A 16728-nucleotide genomic window follows, 5' to 3' on the forward strand; every position below is an offset into this window, starting at 1 on the left:
GCGGTTCCGACAGGCGATGCTATGCTCATCGCGCTGCCCGGAAACGCGCCGCCGGGCCACGCCGCAACGCGATGCGCGCGCGCCCATTCGCTGTCCGGGGGCTTCATGCAGCACACGCCAGGCCGCACGCGGCCGCACGGCTTCTCCAGCATGGTCATGAAACGCCCGCACCTCGTCGTGACGGTGTGCTTTCTTGCGGCCATGGCGCTGGTGAGCGGCGTGGGCCTGCGCCAGCTCTACCAGATGACGCGCAACGAACTCCATAACCGCCAGCGCGACCTGGAGGTGCGCGCCGTGGGCGTGGACGCGCTGATTTCCGCGGAGCGCCGGCGCCTGCTGTTCCTGCGCGACTACGCGCAACACGTGCTCGCCTCGCCGAGCCAGCAGAGCGCCGGCTTGCAGAATCCGAAGGTGCAGGCCGCGCTGCGCGACAGCGACAAGCTGCAGTGGGACATTCCCGGCGCAATGGATGGGCCGCTCGTTTTCGGCACCAATGCGCAAGGGCTCGCGGGAATCGAGGGCTTTCACCGCGACGCCGCCACGCTGGCCGCCGACATCGTGCTCGCGCGCGCGATCAGCCCGCTGCTCGCGATCAGCCAGAGCGCCGACGCGGTGCAAAGCACGGTCGCGTACATCTCGGCCAACGGCCTGTACGTGCTCTCGCCGGAACGCCCGGACGCGCACGCGCCCGACCTGTTGCGGCGCTTCAGCGCCATGCCTTACTACCGCCTGCATGTCACCGGCCAGAACCCCGCACGCGATATCGTCTGGACTCCGATCTATACGGAATCGAAAAGAAGCGAGGCCATCTCCACGCTCAGTGCGCCCGTCTACGCGAACGGACAGTTTCGCGGCGCCGTGGTGATGGACGTCGCGCCCTCGCGCCTGCTCGCGCTCCAGCTCGCCACCTCGAACCTGAGCGACGACGAGGCGCCCGCCGAGTTCGGCCTCCTGAACAGTAACGGCGACCTTGTCTATTTCGTCGATGGCAAGATCACCGCGCAGCGTCCCGCGCGGTTCGATCCGTCTCTGCTCGACGCGGCGCGCGCGTCTGCGGCCGCATGGATGAAGCGAGGCCAAGGGTATGCCGTACGCTCGGGCCGGTATCTGCTCTTTCAGCACGTGGGGGATTCGCACTGGATCCTGCTCACGAATACCGACGACTCGGAGCTCACGCTCGCGGCGGCGCGCCGCGTGTTCAGCAGCCCACTGATCGTCGCGTGGCTGGCGATCGCCGTTCTGCTCGTCGGCACGCTGCGCGTCGTCAAGCACATATTCGGCCAGTACGTCGAAGCGAGTACGCGGCTTGAAACGCTCGCGCGCAGCGACCCGCTAACCGGCCTCGCGAACCGCCGGCGCTTCCAGGAAGTGTTCGACGAGACGCTGGAGCGCGCCGCGCGCGAAGGCGGTGATGAGGCGGCGACGCCCGCCATGGCGATGCTGATGCTCGATATCGACTACTTCAAGCGCGTGAACGACCGCTTCGGCCACGCGGCGGGCGACCGCGTTCTGGTGATCTTCGCGGGCATTCTGCGTAACAACCTGCGCAGTGCTGAAATGCCCGCGCGCGTGGGCGGCGAGGAGTTCGCGGCGCTGCTGCCGGGCGCCGATCTCGCGACGGCCGCGGGCGTGGCCGAGCGTATCCGCCGGGCGGTCGAAGCGCACGCGGCAAACGCCGCGCATGCCGCCAGCACGCCGGGCGACGCCGCCAACCAGGATGCGGATACGATTGCGTTCACGGTCTCGATCGGCGTGGCGGCCAGTCCCGCCGACTGCCCCGCCCGCTACGAAGCGCTCATGCAGGTCGCCGACCGGCGGCTCTACGCCGCGAAAGCAGGCGGTCGCAATCGCGTCGTTGCAGAGGATTCCCGATCGATCGATCCCGCGCGTGCCTGACGTGGGCTTGCCAATCCTGTTGGCTGCCGTCATGCGCGGTGCATGAGCGGGAGCGCCGGCGGCCACTGCGATTGCGCCGGCGCGCGGGACAGCAGCGCGTCGCCGCCAGCGGAAAGACGCTACCATCGGCAGCGGCGATCGACGAAAGCCGCGCCTCGCCTTCGTTCGCGACGCCGGAGCCCGACCGTACCATGAGCAGCCGACTCACCGCCCTGACGACGTTTTGTGTCGTGGCGTTCGCCGTCCTGGCAACGCTCACGGCGGCCGTGTACGCGTCGGACGCCGTATTCGAACGCCAGCAGCGCCAGCACGTTGACGTCTTTTCGCATCGCGCGCTGCTGCGCGCCGACCTGGTGACCGCCGAGGCAGAGGCCGCTTTGCGCGAACTGATGCCATACTCCGACACCCCGTGCACGAGCGAGCACACGCAACGCTTGCGGCATGTCGAGGAGCGGTATCGATACATTCGCGAAGTCGCCACGACCGATGGCGCACGGCTGAACTGCAGTTCGCAACGCGGCGCCATCGATACCGCATTGCCGCCGCCCGAATGGACCTATGCCCAAAGCTTCACCGCATGGCATACCGAAGTCGGCAAGCCCGGCAGCGAACGGCGCATGCTCAACATGCGCCTCGGCAATCACGTCGTGGTGATCGATCCGCGCTTCTACCTCGATATCGTGCCGCTCGACGACACCCTCGAGCTGACCGTGCTCGAAACGCAGAACGGCGCCGTGATTTCAAGCTTGACGAACGCCGACCCTGCCCTCGTACGCGCAGCGCTGCAGCGCACCGGCAGGAGCCCGTATTTCGAGGGACGCTATTACGTCGTCGAGCGCTCGCAGCGCTATCCCATCGCGGTGGTCGCGTATGAGCCCGAGGAACGCATGCGCCGCAACCTGCCCGCGCAACTCAGGACCATGATCCCGCCCGCGCTCGTCCTGAGCTTGCTCGGCACATGGCTCGTCCTGCGCTGGCGCCGCAAGCTGCGCACGCCGCGCAACGCGATACTGCAGGGCATCCGGCGGCGCCAGTTCGTGGCATGGCTGCAGCCGCTCGTCTCGCTGGAAAGCGGGCGCTGCGTCGGCGCGGAAGCGCTCGTGCGCTGGAAGCTCGAAGACGGCACCCTCGTCGCGCCGGACACATTCATTCCGATGGCGGAATCACTCGACCTCGTCGAGCCCGTCACCGATCAGGTCATACGTTCCGTGTTCGAGGGTGTGGGCGCAGCTCTCGCGCGGCGCCGCGACCTGCATGTCTCGCTCAATCTTGCCGGCAAGGATCTCGCCGGCACACGTGTGCTCGAAACCCTCAAGGCCAGCCTCGCGAAATATGCCGTGCGCCCCGAACAAATCTGGTTCGAAGCGATCGAGCGCACGCTCATCGACACCGCCCGCTCCGCGCCCGTCCTCGAAGCGTTTCGAGCAGCCGGCCACCGCATTTTCATCGACGATTTCGGCACGGGATATTCGAGTCTCTCGTATCTGCAGGACTTGCCCGTGGACGGCATCAAGATCGACCGCGCATTCATCCGCTCGCTGGCGAGCGGCGAGGAAATGAACAAGATCGTGCCGCACATCATCGAAATGGCGCGCAGCCTCGACCTGCTGATGGTCGCCGAAGGTGTGGAAACCGAGGCGCAAGCCGAGTATCTGCGCGAGCGCGGCGTGCAGTTCGCGCAGGGCTGGCTCTATGCGAAGGCCATGCCCGCCGACGAATTCCTGCGCTACCTGGAGCGTGAAGCGGCGCGCACGCGCGAGACGTGAGCGTGGCGCGCGCTCTCAGGCGAGCGGACCCGGCGACGCGGCGTGCGGCAACCCACCGGGCAGGTGTGGGAGTGTCACGCCGCTGCGCGCCGCCGCGGCCTTGCTGAGCACGGCGCTGTCGTAGCCGCGACCGGCGAAGCGCACGACATCGACGAGACTGAAGCCTTGTGCGCGATAGAACGCGATGAGGTGGGCGGCGGGAAACGGCGTATCCAGCGCGAGCTGCGTATAGCCGCGCGCAGCCGCCCAACGCCCCGCGAAAGCGAGCAGCGCACGGCCGATACCGCGGCTTTGCCATTTGGGCTCGATACCGAACTGATGGACCGAAGCCACGCTGCGCTGCCGATAATGTTCGCACTGCGAATGGCTATCGTGACCTTCCACCGTGAGCGTACCGATGATCCTGCCGTTGCAGACAGCGACGAAGCAATCGCCAGCCAGCGCGCGCTCACGCGTGAGGCTCGCCGCTTGATCGGCACACGAGCAGTGCAATCCGAGCGACGCGAGCCGCGAGAACGCGCGATGCAGCAGACGCGTCAGCGCTTCCCATGAGTCGTGGCGCGGATCGAAGCGCCTCAGCACGAGCCGGCCGAGGCCGGGCTGCACGGAGGTGATCTGCTCATCCGGGCGCTGGGTTGCACGCGAGATCGACATGGCGTCTCCAGTCGTTTCGATGCCTCCAGTCTAGGGTTGGCCCGTAAGGGCAACAAGAAAAAATCTCGTAAAAAACGGCGTGTTGGTTGTGAATGCAGGGGTGTATGCACGCTAGCCTTGCTCGGCCATACGCTCCGCCACGGCGAGCACGATGCGTCGTGCCGAGTCGCTTCGCGCAGCGAGTGCGGCTCACCTCGAGGGCATAATGACGAACCCCTTTTCGATCGAACGGAGAGTCAGCATGGCGCATGGCGAACACACCTACCGCGTTTCGGTGCAATGGACGGGCAATCGCGGCAGCGGCACTTCGGGTTATCGCGACTACGACCGCGATCACGTGATCCGCGCGAGCGGCAAGCCGGACATTCCGGGCTCGTCGGATCCGGCCTTTCGCGGCGACGGCTCACGCTGGAATCCCGAAGATCTGCTCGTGGCCTCGGCTTGCGCGTGCCACAAGCTCTGGTATCTGCACCTGTGCGCCGAGGCGGGCATCGCCGTGCTCGCCTATGAAGACGAGGCCGAAGGCACGATGGCCGATACGCCGCAGCGCGGCGCCTTCACGAAGATCGTGCTGCGCCCGCGCGTGACGATCCGCGCGAGCGACAACCGCAGCCTCGCCGAGCGGCTCCATCATGCAGCGCACGAGCAGTGCTATATCGCCAATTCGGTCAACTTCCCCATCGTTTGCGAGCCGGTCATCGAACTCGGTGCGTAGCGGCTGGCGCAAGCCAGGAACGGCCCGTCCGGCAATCCCAGGAGTGCCGGAAAAAGGGGCTCTATCGAAAGTGACGGCGCATATCGGTCGATAACGTTTTAGCGATCGACTCCCTCCGGAAGCCGCCCCATATATATCGCATACGATTTAATCTCATGCGCTTGACATGCCGGAATTTCTCGTCCATTATGCATCGCATGCGATTCGATCTTACGCGACGCATATGACCTACCCTCTCAAATCCATCCAGGAGCGCAACATGGCAACGATCGACAAAGTGCTGTTCTCGGGCAACACCCACACCACCATCAATCACGACCCCGCGGCCCAACGCGGCGAATTCGGCGTGGTCGACCTCGAACTGTCGTCTTCAAGCGGCGAAACCCTCGACATCGTCGCGAGTGAACCGCATCCGCGGGCCGAGCAGCTGTTCGCCGGCGCATGGTCCGCCTGCTACATCTCCGCGCTCGGCATCGCGGCGTCGCTGAAGAAGGTCGCCCTGCCGGCGGAAGCTTCGGTGGACATTCAGGTCGATATCGGCCAGACCGGCGCCGCCTGGTTCCTCGGCGCGCACTTCACGGTCGCGCTGCCGGGCGTCGAGCAGAACGTGGCAGAGGCCATCGCGCGCAGCGCCCATCAGATCTGCCCGTACTCGAAGGCCGTCCACGGCAACATCGACGTCAGCCTCACCGTCGTCACCGCATAACCGATAAACGCAATCGCCTCTTTCACCCAATTTCACTGCAATTCACCTCGCGAGATCCGATCATGAAGACCCAATTCATCGCCAAGCTCCTCATCGCCCTTTCTGTCAGCGCAGCCGCCCCCGCATTCGCCAGCGGCTACGGACCGGCGCCGTCGTATCGGCCCGAAGTCGGCGCACCGGCATCGCAACGCGGCCAGAGCGTGCAAACGCTCGCCGCCGAGCGCGCCGAAAGCGGCACCGCAGCGACGGCATACGGCGGCATGGCCGACGCCACCTCGGGCGCGGGCAGCCGCGTCTCGATGGAGCGAAACAACCTCTTCGCCCACCATTGATTGCGCCACCGCGTCGTGGCTGTTTCGGCGGACATCGCAATGGCGAGGTGCGGCGGAACCGGTGCCGGCCTGCGATATAATCGCAAGCGATTTATTCAAGTTTGCGAGTCGTTGAGGCCTTTGCCCGAAGAGGATGACCATGAAATCGACGGACCACCCGGCGCAGGGCGCCACGCCCGCGCCGCTCGCAGACTACCTTTGCTTCGCGGTTTACTCGACGAATCTTGCGTTCGGCAAGGCGTACAAGCCGATCCTGGATGAACTCGGGCTGACCTATCCGCAGTACATAGCGATCATCGCGCTCTGGGAGCAGGACAACCAGACGGTGAGCGGCCTGGGCGAGAAACTCTTTCTCGAATCCAACACGCTGACGCCGATGCTGAAAAAGCTCGAAGCGATGGGGTATGTGCAACGGCGGCGCGATCCGGAAGATGAGCGCCAGGTGCGTGTGAGCCTGACCGCGAGCGGCCGGAAGCTGCGCGAAAAGAGCCTGAAAGCCGCGGATCTCACCGACGCGACCGGGCTGGGCCACGACGAATTCATGAAACTGCAAAAGGCGATCGTGAACCTGCGCGCCAATTTGATTCGTTCACTCGACACCGAATAGCCGTCGCAGCCGCGCCCACGTTTTTTGCGGACCGGCTTCGATCATCAATAGTCAGGACTACGACAAATACCGTGGTTGAAGGAAGGCATACGCACGTCCAATGCGTCCTGCTCGCCACGGCCCAACGTCACCATCAGGAATTGATATGTCAAACGAACTTCGTCCCACCCCGCTTTCGCGCCGGCGTTTCATCGGCGCCGCTGCCGTCACGCTTGCCGGCGCCGCAATGAGCCGTTTCGCCTTCGCTGAATCGAAGCCGTCGGCCGGCGGACTCACGCAGATTGCCGCCGGCGATCCGTCTTCGATTCGTCCGCTGCGCGTGCATGTGCCGGAAGCGGCGCTGACCGATCTGCGGCGCCGTATCGTCGCGACGCAATGGCCCGAGCGCGAAACGGTCGACGACGCCTCGCAAGGCGTGCAACTCGCGACCATGCAACGGCTCGCCAGCTACTGGGCCAACGACTACGACTGGCGCAAGGTGGAGGCGAGGCTCAACTCGCTGCCGCAATACGTCACGGAAATCGACGGGCTCGATATTCACTTCATCCACGTGCGCTCGAAGCACGAGAACGCGCTGCCGATCATCGTCACGCACGGCTGGCCCGGCTCGATCATCGAGCAGCTGAAGATCATCGAACCGCTGACCAACCCGACCGCTCATGGCGGGAGCGCATCCGATGCATTCCACGTCGTCATTCCCTCGCTGCCGGGCTACGGTTTCTCAGGCAAGCCGACGAAGACCGGTTGGGACCCCCAGCGTGTCGCTCGCGCCTGGGTCGTGCTGATGGACCGGCTCGGCTACAAGCGCTACGCCGCGCAAGGGGGCGACTGGGGCAATGCCGTGACGGAGCAGTTGGCTCTCCTCAAACCGGCAGGGCTCGTGGGCATTCACACCAACATGCCAGCGACCGTGCCCGACGCTGTCGCCAAATCGCTCAAGGACGGCACGCCGCCCCCGGCCGGGCTTTCGCCGGAAGAGCAGCACGCGTACGACCAGCTCGATTACTTTTACAAGCATGGTCTGGGCTACGCCCTCGAAATGGCGAACCGCCCGCAGACGCTCTACGCCATCCAGGATTCGCCGGTCGGCCTCGCCGCATGGATGCTCGACCACGACGCGAGCGGGCAGGCGATGATCGCGCGCGTGTTCGCAGGCCAGCCCGAAGGCCTGACGAAAGATGACGTGCTCGACAATGTGACGCTCTATTGGCTGACGAAGACGGCGGTCTCCTCTGCGCGTCTGTATTGGGAAAACAAGCTCAACTTTTTCGAGCCCAAACATGTGGAGCTGCCGGTCGGCGTGAGTGTCTTCCCGGATGAAATTTACGCCGCGCCAAAGAGCTGGACGGAGCGCGCCTACCCCAGGCTGGTTCACTACAATCGCCTTCCGAAAGGCGGCCATTTCGCAGCATGGGAGCAGCCTGCTGCGTTCACGGATGAAGTTCGCGCGACCTTCAGGACGCTGCGTCAGCCGGCCTGACGAAATGCTGCATACATGAGCTTTCGGGTGTCCGACGATCTTATCAAGGACTCCGAAGGCTCACATACCGCCGCCACCTGCATCGACCCCGAGCGCCGTCTGATGGCTTGACACAACGGGCGCACCCATTCCCAAATACTGCACTGCGCGGTTACCCGCATCGCTCAAGCGGAAAAAACGGCGCTTATTTCGACGCTTTTCCACGAATAGAAATGCGCGCACTTCGCGGACAATGCCGGTCATAGCCCAATTTGCGGCTATTTCAACCATGCGCCCGCTGGCGCAAGCCAAACTTCGATGTCAAAAAAAGAAAGGTGATTGTTGTGTTTGCCCGGATATTCCTGCTGTGGATGGCGTCCCTGATGCTGGTGCAAGTCGGTTTTCGATATCTCGATGCGGATTCGCCGCTCGATTTTGGCGACGCGGCATTCGAACCGGCTTTCGCGCCGCAGGCCGCCCAGCAGCAGGACGCCGAACTGGAACTGGCCGCGCAAAGTGCGAGCGTCCGCGGGATCGCCCCGCTGGTGTCGATCAAACCGGACATCGTCAATCTCGGCGCCGAGGTAACGCCTCATCTGCGCGATGCCATCTGGGCGCCGCATGCGGGGACGGGCTCGAACGCCGCCTATCTGCGCGAAGCCTGTTCGTCGGGGTTCACGCGCCTGAAGATGGCCGCCCGCTGGTTCGATGCGCGGTTCGCGGCGCTCATGCTGGCGCTCTGCGTTCTGCTGTTCGCGCTGCGCGCCTGGTGGCTACGGACGGTGCGCCACGATCTGCTCGCCATGATCGCCACCCTGCGCGTCGCGACCAGCGGCACCGGCCCGACACCCGCGCTCGCGCTCGTGGACTGCCCGCGCAAGCTGCGTGGCCTCGCCCGCGCGATCGGCGACATGTTGTGCCGCCGCAGCGGCGCGGTCGAAGACCAGTCGGCTACCTTCGCCGCTTTCCTGCGGCAGACCGAATCCCGGGTGGCGCGATTGCGCGCCTACGCCATGAACGTCACGCGCTGGAACTTGCGCGTGGCCCTCGTCGAGGACATCGATCTCTTCCAGGACCTCGCGCGCCAGTTCGTCGACACGGCCGGCCAGGGCGGCGTGAATCATGCGCCCGTGAACGTGGACGCGTATCTGAAAGACCGCTTCGTCTACGGCGCGAACGCGGACGCGAGCATCGTGCTGCGACTGGAAGCCGGCGAGGCGTTTGCGCTGCCGCGCTCCGCGCTCGTGCGGCTCGTCGACAATCTCGTGGGCAACGCGCACGCGCACGGCAAGCCGCCCATCGAAATCTGCACGGCGCGCGGGCCGCGCTCGTGGACCTTGAGCGTGCGGGACCACGGCGAAGGCGTAGCGGCGAATCTGCCCCAGGGCGGCGCGCCGGCGTCGCCGTTGCGCCCCTCGCGCGCGGCGAGCCTTCGGCTCGATACACATTGGGGCATGGGCCTGTCGATCGTCCGGCGCCTCGCGCGCCTGTGCAACGCGAAGCTCAAGATCGGCAATCATCCCGAGGGCGGCCTCTGGGTGCGCGTGATCGTGCCCATGGACAAGGCGCGGCACGCCTGACGCGACACGCTCTCCTCAAGCCCCGAGCAGCACGCCGCTGCGTATCGGCCGCGTGCCCGTCACGCGGCCGAGCGGCGCGCCGGCCGTGACGAAGCGAATCGCCCTGCGCATATAGAAAACGCCTTCCGCGGTGCTCTTCACCGTCGTCGTTGCCCCCGTCATCGGATCGACGATATCGAAGAGCGGGTCGTTTTCGCGGATCCAGTCGCCGATTTTCGCGCGGTGCACGAGAATGCCGCTGCACGGCGCATAGAATTGCGCGCTGCCGGCCAGCGGCGTGGCCGGCATCAGCAGCTCCGGCAGCGGCTTGACGTCGCCGCCGGTGAGCGCACCCCGCCAGCGCAGATAATCGATCAGCGCGTCGGCGTCCTGCTGCGCGGTTTCCCACGACACGTCGCGCTGGCCGCGGCACTCGATCGTCACCGCTGTGGGTCCGGCGGGCACGGGCTGCGCGGCCGGCATGTGTTGCCGCAGTTGCCACCACAGCAGGCTATGCGCCTCGTCGAACGCCTGCGCGCCCGAGTCGGTGGCGAGCAGTTGCGCGCGCGAGCCGAGGTAGCGGGCGAGCGGCTCGACATCGGGCCAGCCGGCCTCGCTCGTGTACACGTGCATGACCGCCTCGAGCGAGCAATGCAGATCGATGATGAGATCGGCGTCGTGCGAGAGCCGCAGCAGCGCCAACTGGAGCGAATCGAATTCCGTGAGCGGCTCTTGCGCGTCCAGTGCTTCGCGCATTAGTTGCCGGATCAGCTCGCGGTTGCGGTCGATGTCCGCGCCGAGCGTCTCCTTCGCGCGCGCGAGCAGCTTCGGAAACGCGTGGAAGTGGCGGTTGAAGTTCCTGCCGCTCGCAAGATCGAACCGGCCGATGAACTGGCCGAGCACGTGCTGGTTCAGGCCCACGGGATTGGCGAGCGGCACGAGCACCACCTGCGCGGCGAGCGCGCCTTGCGCCTCGAGTTCCGCCAGTTGCGTGCGCAACAGCACGGCCGTCAGCATGGCGGGCGTTTCGTCGGCGTGCAGCGACGCCTGGATATAGACCTTCCGGGGCGCGTCGGCGGGGCCGAAATGGAAGCTGGTCAGTTCGCGGTGCGTGCCCGGCGTGGCGCTCAGGAGCGGAATCGTTTGCTGGTTCATGAAGTCAATGCGGTTTCAAAAATGTGTGCAGCGGCTCAGTTGCCGCTCAGTTTCCCGCTCAGTTTCCGTACGGATCGAAGTCGAAATAGCGACGCGCGATCTGCGCGTAGGTGCCGTCCTTGAGCATGGACGCGATCGCGTCGTTCATCTGCGCCTGCAGCGCGGTCTCGTCCTTTCGCATGCCGATGCCCGTGCCGCGGTCGCCCATCGAAATCGGGCCGCCGGCAAACGTGAAGCCGTTGCCTTGCGGCGTGCGCAGGAAGCCATAGTCGGCTTCGACGTAGCCCAATAGCGCGGCGTCGAGCCGCCCGTTGACGAGGTCGGCGAATACTTCGTCCTGGCTCTTGTAGGTGACGACGTGCACGCCCGCCGGCGCCCAGTTCGCGAGCGCATAAGTCTCGAACTGCGTGCCCGCCTGCACGCCGACCGACTTGCCGGCCAGCGACTGCGCGGTAGCGCCGAACGGGGCGCCCTTGCGCGCGACGAGCCGCGACTTGAACTGGAACAGCTTCGACGTGAAGAGAATCTGCTGCTCGCGCTTCGCGGTGATCGCCATCGACGACATGATGGCGTCGATCTTGCGCGCCTGCAGCGCCGGGATCATGCCCGAGAACTCCAGCTCGACCCACTGGCAATGCGCGTGAATACGGCGGCAGATCTCGTTGCCGAGATCGACGTCGAAGCCTTTGAGCGAGCCATCCGGCGCCTTTGCGTCCATGGGCGGATAGGTCGGATCGATGCCGAGGCGCACGGTGTCGCCCTCGCGCGCAAAGGCGCTGCTGCTCAGGGCCAGCGCGAGGGAAAGAAGGATTGACGGGATTATTTTCATGATGAACGGCGAGTGAAAGTGGGGGTCTCCTGCCCGTCCGATGGTAGGACGACGCTGCGTTCGGGAAAAGCTCGAATTCGACTATCATGATCACTAATACCGATCGCAGCCAGTCGTCGCCCATGAGTCTCACGCTTTCCCAGTTGCGCGTCTTCGTCGCCGTTGCCCAGCGCGGCAGTGTGCGGGCGGCTTCGCGTGCGCTCGGCGTGGCGCAAAGCGGCGTGACGCAGCAGTTGCAGAATCTCGAAGTCGAACTGGGCGGCCCGCTGCTCACACGCACGAATCGCGGCGTGACGCTCACGGTGCTCGGGCAGCGCCTGCTGGTGCGAGCGGCCTCGATTCTCGGCGAGTGCGAGCGCGCGAGCGAAGACGCGCAGCAACTGCGCGGCGACTACGCGGGCGAAGTGGCGTTCGGCCTGACGACCGATCCGCTGATGGACGCGCTCGTGCCCGTGCTCGGGCAGTACAGCACGCGGTTTCCGCGCGTCGCGCTGCGTCTGCGCACGGGCACGTCGCGCATGATGATTTCGTGGATACGCGAAGGCACGCTCGATTTCGCGCTCGCACTCGTTTCCGACCAGACCGATACGACCGATCTTTCGGTGACGGAGCTTTACCCGTCGGATCCGGTCGTCGTCTGCCGCCGCGACCATCCGAAGGCAGGAGCGCGCACGCTGCGCTCGCTCACCCACTGCGACTGGCTCGCAACTCGCTCGCCCACTATTGCCGACGCCTTCGCTTCGAGCCGGCTCACGACGTTCTTCACCGACCACGGCCTGCCGCCGCCGCGCATCGTCGCGACGGTGGAGGGGCTCTTCGAAACGCTGCATTGGGTCAGCGAAACGGATTGCCTCGCGCTGGAGTCGTCGGTGGTCGCCACGCGCGGCCCGTTTGCCGAACGGCTCGCGCGCATCAAGATCGCCGAGCGGCCCGCGGCGCAGCAGGTCTGTTTGCTGCAGCGTGCGGCCGTGCCGCTCACGCCTGCCGCACAGGAACTCGCGACGATGCTCGCTTCGTATGCGCGGGCGGCCCGTGCGCCGCGTTGAGGCAATCGTTACGCGCCTTGTCCTTGGATATAAGCACTAAGCCCCGACGCCAGCGCCGCAAAAGTTACGGTGCAACGCGCGCTCGTGCGCAGATCCTCATGCATGGCGACCCACGTATCCAGACTCAGCGAGAACTCGTCGCGCAGAACGCGAACCAGCTTCGGGTCTCTTGCCGCCAACGGCGACTGGCACCCGCCGATGCCGAATCCAGCGCGTATCGCGGCCAACTGGGCAAGGTCGCTGTCGGCGCGAAATGCAAAGTTATGACGGCCGTACGCTGCGAACCTGGGCTGAACCGAACGAATGAACGCGTTCTCATGATCGAAACCGATGATCGAATGGCGCGTCAGCTCTTTCATCGACTTCGGCACGCCATGAAGCGCCAGATATCGTTCGTGGGCATGCAGCCCGACGTCGATCGCGCCAACACGTTTGGCGATCAGCGCCTCCTGCACTGGCCGGAACATGCGTATCGCAATGTCCGCTTCACGACGCAGCAGGTCGTCCGCCCTGTTTGACAGCACGAGTTCGATCCTCAGCTCCGGATATTCGTGGCGCAGCGCCGCCAGGATCGGCGGCAAGACCTCCACGCCAATGACTTCGCTTGCCGACAACCTTACCGTCCCGCGCACGCCCGAGCCGTGACTGCTCGCCGCTCGGCGCAAGGCTGCCGTGGTCATCGCAAGGCCGACGGCGTACGGCCGCAGTTCGTTCGCCGCCTCGGTTGGCGAGAACCCATCGGACGAACGCGTAAATAGCGTGAGGCCCAGCGCCGCCTCCAGACTTTCGACGTGGCGCCCAACGGTCGGCTGCGTGATGCCCAGTGCGCGGGCGGCCGCCGAGAGCGAGCCGCTTTCCAGGACCTGCAGAAAGCTCCGGTACCACTCCCAGTTCGGTTCCTTGTCGGCCATACTTCGTCCCCAATTCAGATCGCAGGCTATGCACAAATGTATAGCTTATGGTCTATTTTCGCCAATTTTCTATTGACGGCAAGCGGCGCAGAATGCTCCTCATCACAGCTCACCCGCAAGGAGAACCCGCATGAACGCCACCCCCATCAATCGACCGAACCGCGCACTCGTACTCGGCGCCAGCGGCGGAATCGGCAGCGAAGTCGCGCGCCAGTTGCTCGACGCCGGCTGGCAAGTCCGCGCGCTGCGGCGCGGCGGTGCGCCGGGCGCGGCTGCCGCCGGCGCCATCGACTGGGTCGACGGCGACGCGCTCTCGCGCGAAGCGGTGGTACGCGCAGCGCAAGGTTGCGCGGTGATCGTGCACGCCGTGAACCCGCCCGGCTACCGGCGCTGGGCGCAGGTCGTGCTGCCGATGATCGACAACACACTCGCCGCTGCGGCCGCCGTGGGCGCGACCGTCGTGCTGCCGGGCACCGTCTACAACTTCGGGCCCGACACCTTCCCGGTGCTGCGTGAAGATTCGCCCCAGCAGCCGCTCACCCGCAAGGGCGCGATTCGCGTGGAACTCGAGCGGCGCATGCGGGCCGCGAGCGAGCATGGCGTGCGCTCGATCGTCGTGCGCGCGGGCGACTTTTTCGGGCCGCACGTGGGCAATAGCTGGTTTGCGCAAGGACTCGTGAAGCGCGACGAGCCGGTGCAGATCGTGCGCCAGCCGGGTACGCGCGGGGTGGGCCACGCGTGGTCTTACGTGCCCGACGTCGCGCGTACGATGCTCGAACTGATCGAGCGGCGCGATACGCTGCCCGCGTTCGCGGTGTTCCACATGGCCGGCCACTGGGATGCCGATGGCTCGCAGTTCGTCGAAGCGATTTGCCGCGTCGCCCGGCGCCACGGTCTGAAGCCGCAAAGCAAGCCCTTCGCCTGGGCCTTCGTGCGCGCCATCTCGCCCTTCGTGACGACGCTGCGCGAGTTGATGGAGATGCGCTATTTGTGGAGCGAGCCGTTGCAGCTCGACAATGCCCGCCTCGTCCGCGAACTCGGGCGCGAGCCGCATACGCCGCTCGACGAAGCCGTCGAGGCGACGCTCATGGGCCTGAACTGCCTCGGCGCCGAAGAGCGGGCGCCAAAGGCAGCTTGATGGTTACGCCTTCAGACGCCATGCAATTTAATATGGATTCCGAAAGTCAGTGCGAGTGGCTCGGCACGTCCGAGCCGCGGCAGCCCACCAGGAAGTCGAAATCGCAACCCTCGTCGGCCTGCAACACGTGCTCGACATAAAGCTTGCGATAACCGCTGCGATCGGCGGGGATGGGACGCTGGTTCGCGGCCCACTTGTCGAGCCGCGCGACGATCGCCTCGTCGCTGATATCTACACGCAATACGCCCTTCTCGCAGTCGAGCTCGATCCAGTCGCCGTCGCGCACGATCGCGAGCGGGCCGCCCGCGCGCGCTTCAGGGGCCACGTGCAGCACCACCGTGCCGTACGCCGTGCCGCTCATGCGCGCGTCCGACACGCGCACCATGTCGGTCACGCCCTGCGCAAGAAGCTTGGGCGGCAGGCCCATGTTGCCCACCTCAGCCATGCCCGGATAGCCCTTGGGCCCGCAGTTCTTCAAGACGAGCACGGAATCGGCCGTGACGTCGAGATCGGGGTCGGCGATGCGCGCCTTGTAGTCGTCGAAGTTCTCGAACACCACGGCGGGCCCGCGATGTTTCAACAGCTTCTGCGTGGCCGCCGACGGCTTCAACACCGCGCCGTTCGGTGCGAGATTGCCGCGCAGCACGCACAGCGCGCCGTCTTTCACGAGCGGATTGTCGAGCGGGCGAATCACTTCGGCATTGTGAATGGGCGCTTCGCGCACGTTTTCCCACAGCGTTTTGCCGTTCGCCGTGAGCGCATCGGGATGCGGCAGTAGATTCGCTTCGCCGAGGCGACGCAGGACGGCGGGCAAGCCGCCCGCGTAATAGAACTCCTCCATCAGAAAGCGGCCCGACGGCTGCAGGTCGACGATAGTCGGCGTACCTTGCCCGATGCGCGTCCAGTCGTCGAGTTCAAGCGGCACGCCGATGCGTCCCGCGATCGCCTTCAGGTGGATCGCCGCATTGGTCGAGCCGCCGATCGCCGCGTTCGTGCGAATAGCGTTCTCGAACGCCGCGCGCGTGAGCAGCTTCGAGAGGCGCAGGTCTTCGAGCGCCATCTCCACGATGCGCATGCCCGACATATGCGCGAGCACGTAGCGGCGCGCGTCCACGGCCGGAATCGCCGCGTTGTGCGGCAGCGTGACGCCCAGCGCTTCGGCCATGCACGCCATGGTCGACGCCGTACCCATGGTGTTGCAGGTGCCCGCCGAGCGCGACATGCCCGACTCCGCCGACATGAACTCGTGGATCGAAATCTTGCCCGCCTTCACCTGCTCGCTCAGTTGCCACACCACCGTGCCCGAACCGATATCGCGCCCTTCGTGCTTGCCGTTGAGCATCGGGCCGCCGGTCACGGCTATCGCAGGCACGTCGCAACTGGCCGCGCCCATCAGCAGCGCGGGCGTGGTCTTGTCGCAGCCCACCAGCAGCACGACGGCATCGACCGGATTGCCTCGTATGGATTCCTCAACATCCATCGAAGCGAGGTTGCGTGTGAACATGGCCGTGGGCCGCAGGTTCGACTCGCCGTTCGAGAACACAGGAAACTCGACCGGAAATCCGCCGGCTTCGTAGATGCCTCGCTTGACGTGCTCGGCGAGCTTGCGAAAATGCGCGTTACACGGCGTGAGTTCCGACCACGTATTGCAAATGCCGATAATCGGCTTGCCGGCGAACTCGTGATCCGGGATTCCCTGGTTCTTCATCCAGCTCCGGTACATGAAGCCGTTTTTATCCGTGGTGCCGAACCACGCGGCCGAGCGAAGCTTGGGCTTACGGGTGTTCATGGCTTTGCCCACTTAGTGAGAAAGTGCTATAAATAGCATGACTATATGGACCGCGATTATCGGGAAAACGCTAATCGAAACCGTTCCGGTGGTTGCATATAGTTTGTCTATTGTGGTCAGCAGGGGCGGCCAACGGTATACCGCAAGGATATAACCGGCGGCCAGG

General features: G+C 65.4%; 16 protein-coding genes. 10 read left to right on the top strand and 6 right to left on the bottom strand.

Going from position 1 to position 16728, the window contains the following annotated elements; all coding sequences use genetic code 11:
* Positions 1–156 precede the first annotated feature (156 nt).
* Both M3I53_RS10630 and M3I53_RS10635 read left to right on the top strand, forming a co-directional pair.
* On the top strand, positions 157–1896 hold the full coding sequence (locus M3I53_RS10630) for a diguanylate cyclase (protein WP_254315902.1): 1740 nt from the start codon (positions 157–159) through the stop codon (positions 1894–1896).
* 191 nt (positions 1897–2087) lie between these two features.
* Positions 2088–3662, top strand: a complete 1575-nt coding sequence (locus tag M3I53_RS10635) for an EAL domain-containing protein (RefSeq protein ID WP_254315903.1) — start codon at positions 2088–2090, stop codon at positions 3660–3662.
* 15 nt (positions 3663–3677) lie between these two features.
* Here the strand turns inward: M3I53_RS10635 and M3I53_RS10640 are convergent, their stop codons facing one another.
* Entirely contained in the window at positions 3678–4316 is a 639-nt protein-coding gene (locus tag M3I53_RS10640; protein ID WP_254315904.1) for a GNAT family N-acetyltransferase, read from the bottom strand.
* Between the two features lie 241 nt (positions 4317–4557).
* On the opposite strand from M3I53_RS10640, the gene M3I53_RS10645 reads away from it, so the two are divergent.
* The 5 genes from M3I53_RS10645 to M3I53_RS10665 all read left to right on the top strand — a co-directional run bounded on the left by M3I53_RS10645 (position 4558) and on the right by M3I53_RS10665 (position 8156).
* On the top strand, positions 4558–5031 hold the full coding sequence (locus M3I53_RS10645; RefSeq protein ID WP_254315973.1) for an OsmC family protein: 474 nt from the start codon (positions 4558–4560) through the stop codon (positions 5029–5031).
* Positions 5032–5290: 259 nt separating this feature from the next.
* Complete coding sequence (locus M3I53_RS10650) at positions 5291–5737, top strand: Ohr family peroxiredoxin (protein ID WP_254315905.1); 447 nt, start codon at positions 5291–5293, stop codon at positions 5735–5737.
* 62 nt (positions 5738–5799) lie between these two features.
* A complete protein-coding gene (locus tag M3I53_RS10655) occupies positions 5800–6069 on the top strand; it encodes a hypothetical protein (RefSeq protein ID WP_254315906.1) in 270 nt (89 codons plus the stop codon).
* Between the two features lie 139 nt (positions 6070–6208).
* Entirely contained in the window at positions 6209–6676 is a 468-nt protein-coding gene (locus M3I53_RS10660) for a MarR family winged helix-turn-helix transcriptional regulator (RefSeq protein WP_254315907.1), read from the top strand.
* 145 nt (positions 6677–6821) lie between these two features.
* Complete coding sequence (locus tag M3I53_RS10665) at positions 6822–8156, top strand: epoxide hydrolase family protein (RefSeq protein ID WP_254315908.1); 1335 nt, start codon at positions 6822–6824, stop codon at positions 8154–8156.
* 60 nt (positions 8157–8216) lie between these two features.
* Here M3I53_RS10665 and M3I53_RS10670 read toward each other — a convergent pair whose 3' ends face one another.
* Entirely contained in the window at positions 8217–8399 is a 183-nt protein-coding gene (locus M3I53_RS10670) for a hypothetical protein (RefSeq protein ID WP_254315909.1), read from the bottom strand.
* Positions 8400–8518: 119 nt separating this feature from the next.
* On the opposite strand from M3I53_RS10670, the gene M3I53_RS10675 reads away from it, so the two are divergent.
* On the top strand, positions 8519–9715 hold the full coding sequence (locus tag M3I53_RS10675; protein WP_254315910.1) for a HAMP domain-containing sensor histidine kinase: 1197 nt from the start codon (positions 8519–8521) through the stop codon (positions 9713–9715).
* Between the two features lie 15 nt (positions 9716–9730).
* Here M3I53_RS10675 and M3I53_RS10680 read toward each other — a convergent pair whose 3' ends face one another.
* Together M3I53_RS10680 and M3I53_RS10685 are read right to left on the bottom strand one after the other, a co-directional pair.
* Positions 9731–10849, bottom strand: a complete 1119-nt coding sequence (locus M3I53_RS10680; RefSeq protein ID WP_254315911.1) for a succinylglutamate desuccinylase/aspartoacylase family protein — start codon at positions 10847–10849, stop codon at positions 9731–9733.
* Positions 10850–10907: 58 nt separating this feature from the next.
* Complete coding sequence (locus M3I53_RS10685) at positions 10908–11678, bottom strand: transporter substrate-binding domain-containing protein (RefSeq protein ID WP_254315912.1); 771 nt, start codon at positions 11676–11678, stop codon at positions 10908–10910.
* Positions 11679–11800: 122 nt separating this feature from the next.
* On the opposite strand from M3I53_RS10685, the gene M3I53_RS10690 reads away from it, so the two are divergent.
* Positions 11801–12724, top strand: coding sequence for a LysR family transcriptional regulator (locus M3I53_RS10690; protein ID WP_254315974.1), 924 nt, complete (start codon positions 11801–11803; stop codon positions 12722–12724).
* An 8-nt stretch (positions 12725–12732) separates the two neighbouring features.
* On the opposite strand, the gene M3I53_RS10695 is transcribed toward M3I53_RS10690, so the two are convergent.
* On the bottom strand, positions 12733–13635 hold the full coding sequence (locus tag M3I53_RS10695) for a LysR family transcriptional regulator (protein ID WP_254315913.1): 903 nt from the start codon (positions 13633–13635) through the stop codon (positions 12733–12735).
* 130 nt (positions 13636–13765) lie between these two features.
* Between M3I53_RS10695 and M3I53_RS10700 the strand changes: the two genes are divergently transcribed.
* On the top strand, positions 13766–14773 hold the full coding sequence (locus M3I53_RS10700; RefSeq protein WP_254315914.1) for an NAD-dependent epimerase/dehydratase family protein: 1008 nt from the start codon (positions 13766–13768) through the stop codon (positions 14771–14773).
* Positions 14774–14819: 46 nt separating this feature from the next.
* Here M3I53_RS10700 and M3I53_RS10705 read toward each other — a convergent pair whose 3' ends face one another.
* Positions 14820–16562 carry an IlvD/Edd family dehydratase gene (locus M3I53_RS10705; RefSeq protein WP_254315915.1) on the bottom strand — a complete coding sequence of 581 codons (1743 nt, stop codon included), beginning with the start codon at positions 16560–16562 and terminating at the stop codon, positions 14820–14822.
* Positions 16563–16728 lie beyond the last annotated feature (166 nt).

Origin of the sequence: Paraburkholderia sp. CNPSo 3272 (assembly GCF_024206495.1) — a bacterium.
Taxonomy (GTDB): domain Bacteria; phylum Pseudomonadota; class Gammaproteobacteria; order Burkholderiales; family Burkholderiaceae; genus Paraburkholderia.

Coding starts and splice junctions, on each gene's coding strand:
- M3I53_RS10675 (WP_254315910.1), top strand. CDS start 8,519: ATGCTGGTGCAAGTCGGTTTTCGATATCTCGATGCGGATTCGCCGCTC.
- M3I53_RS10655 (WP_254315906.1), top strand. CDS start 5,800: ATGAAGACCCAATTCATCGCCAAGCTCCTCATCGCCCTTTCTGTCAGC.
- M3I53_RS10665 (WP_254315908.1), top strand. CDS start 6,822: ATGTCAAACGAACTTCGTCCCACCCCGCTTTCGCGCCGGCGTTTCATC.
- M3I53_RS10640 (WP_254315904.1), bottom strand. CDS start 4,316: ATGTCGATCTCGCGTGCAACCCAGCGCCCGGATGAGCAGATCACCTCC.
- M3I53_RS10695 (WP_254315913.1), bottom strand. CDS start 13,635: ATGGCCGACAAGGAACCGAACTGGGAGTGGTACCGGAGCTTTCTGCAG.
- M3I53_RS10705 (WP_254315915.1), bottom strand. CDS start 16,562: ATGAACACCCGTAAGCCCAAGCTTCGCTCGGCCGCGTGGTTCGGCACC.
- M3I53_RS10685 (WP_254315912.1), bottom strand. CDS start 11,678: ATGAAAATAATCCCGTCAATCCTTCTTTCCCTCGCGCTGGCCCTGAGC.
- M3I53_RS10650 (WP_254315905.1), top strand. CDS start 5,291: ATGGCAACGATCGACAAAGTGCTGTTCTCGGGCAACACCCACACCACC.
- M3I53_RS10645 (WP_254315973.1), top strand. CDS start 4,558: ATGGCGCATGGCGAACACACCTACCGCGTTTCGGTGCAATGGACGGGC.
- M3I53_RS10700 (WP_254315914.1), top strand. CDS start 13,766: ATGAACGCCACCCCCATCAATCGACCGAACCGCGCACTCGTACTCGGC.
- M3I53_RS10670 (WP_254315909.1), bottom strand. CDS start 8,399: ATGACCGGCATTGTCCGCGAAGTGCGCGCATTTCTATTCGTGGAAAAG.
- M3I53_RS10660 (WP_254315907.1), top strand. CDS start 6,209: ATGAAATCGACGGACCACCCGGCGCAGGGCGCCACGCCCGCGCCGCTC.
- M3I53_RS10680 (WP_254315911.1), bottom strand. CDS start 10,849: ATGAACCAGCAAACGATTCCGCTCCTGAGCGCCACGCCGGGCACGCAC.
- M3I53_RS10635 (WP_254315903.1), top strand. CDS start 2,088: ATGAGCAGCCGACTCACCGCCCTGACGACGTTTTGTGTCGTGGCGTTC.
- M3I53_RS10690 (WP_254315974.1), top strand. CDS start 11,801: ATGAGTCTCACGCTTTCCCAGTTGCGCGTCTTCGTCGCCGTTGCCCAG.
- M3I53_RS10630 (WP_254315902.1), top strand. CDS start 157: ATGAAACGCCCGCACCTCGTCGTGACGGTGTGCTTTCTTGCGGCCATG.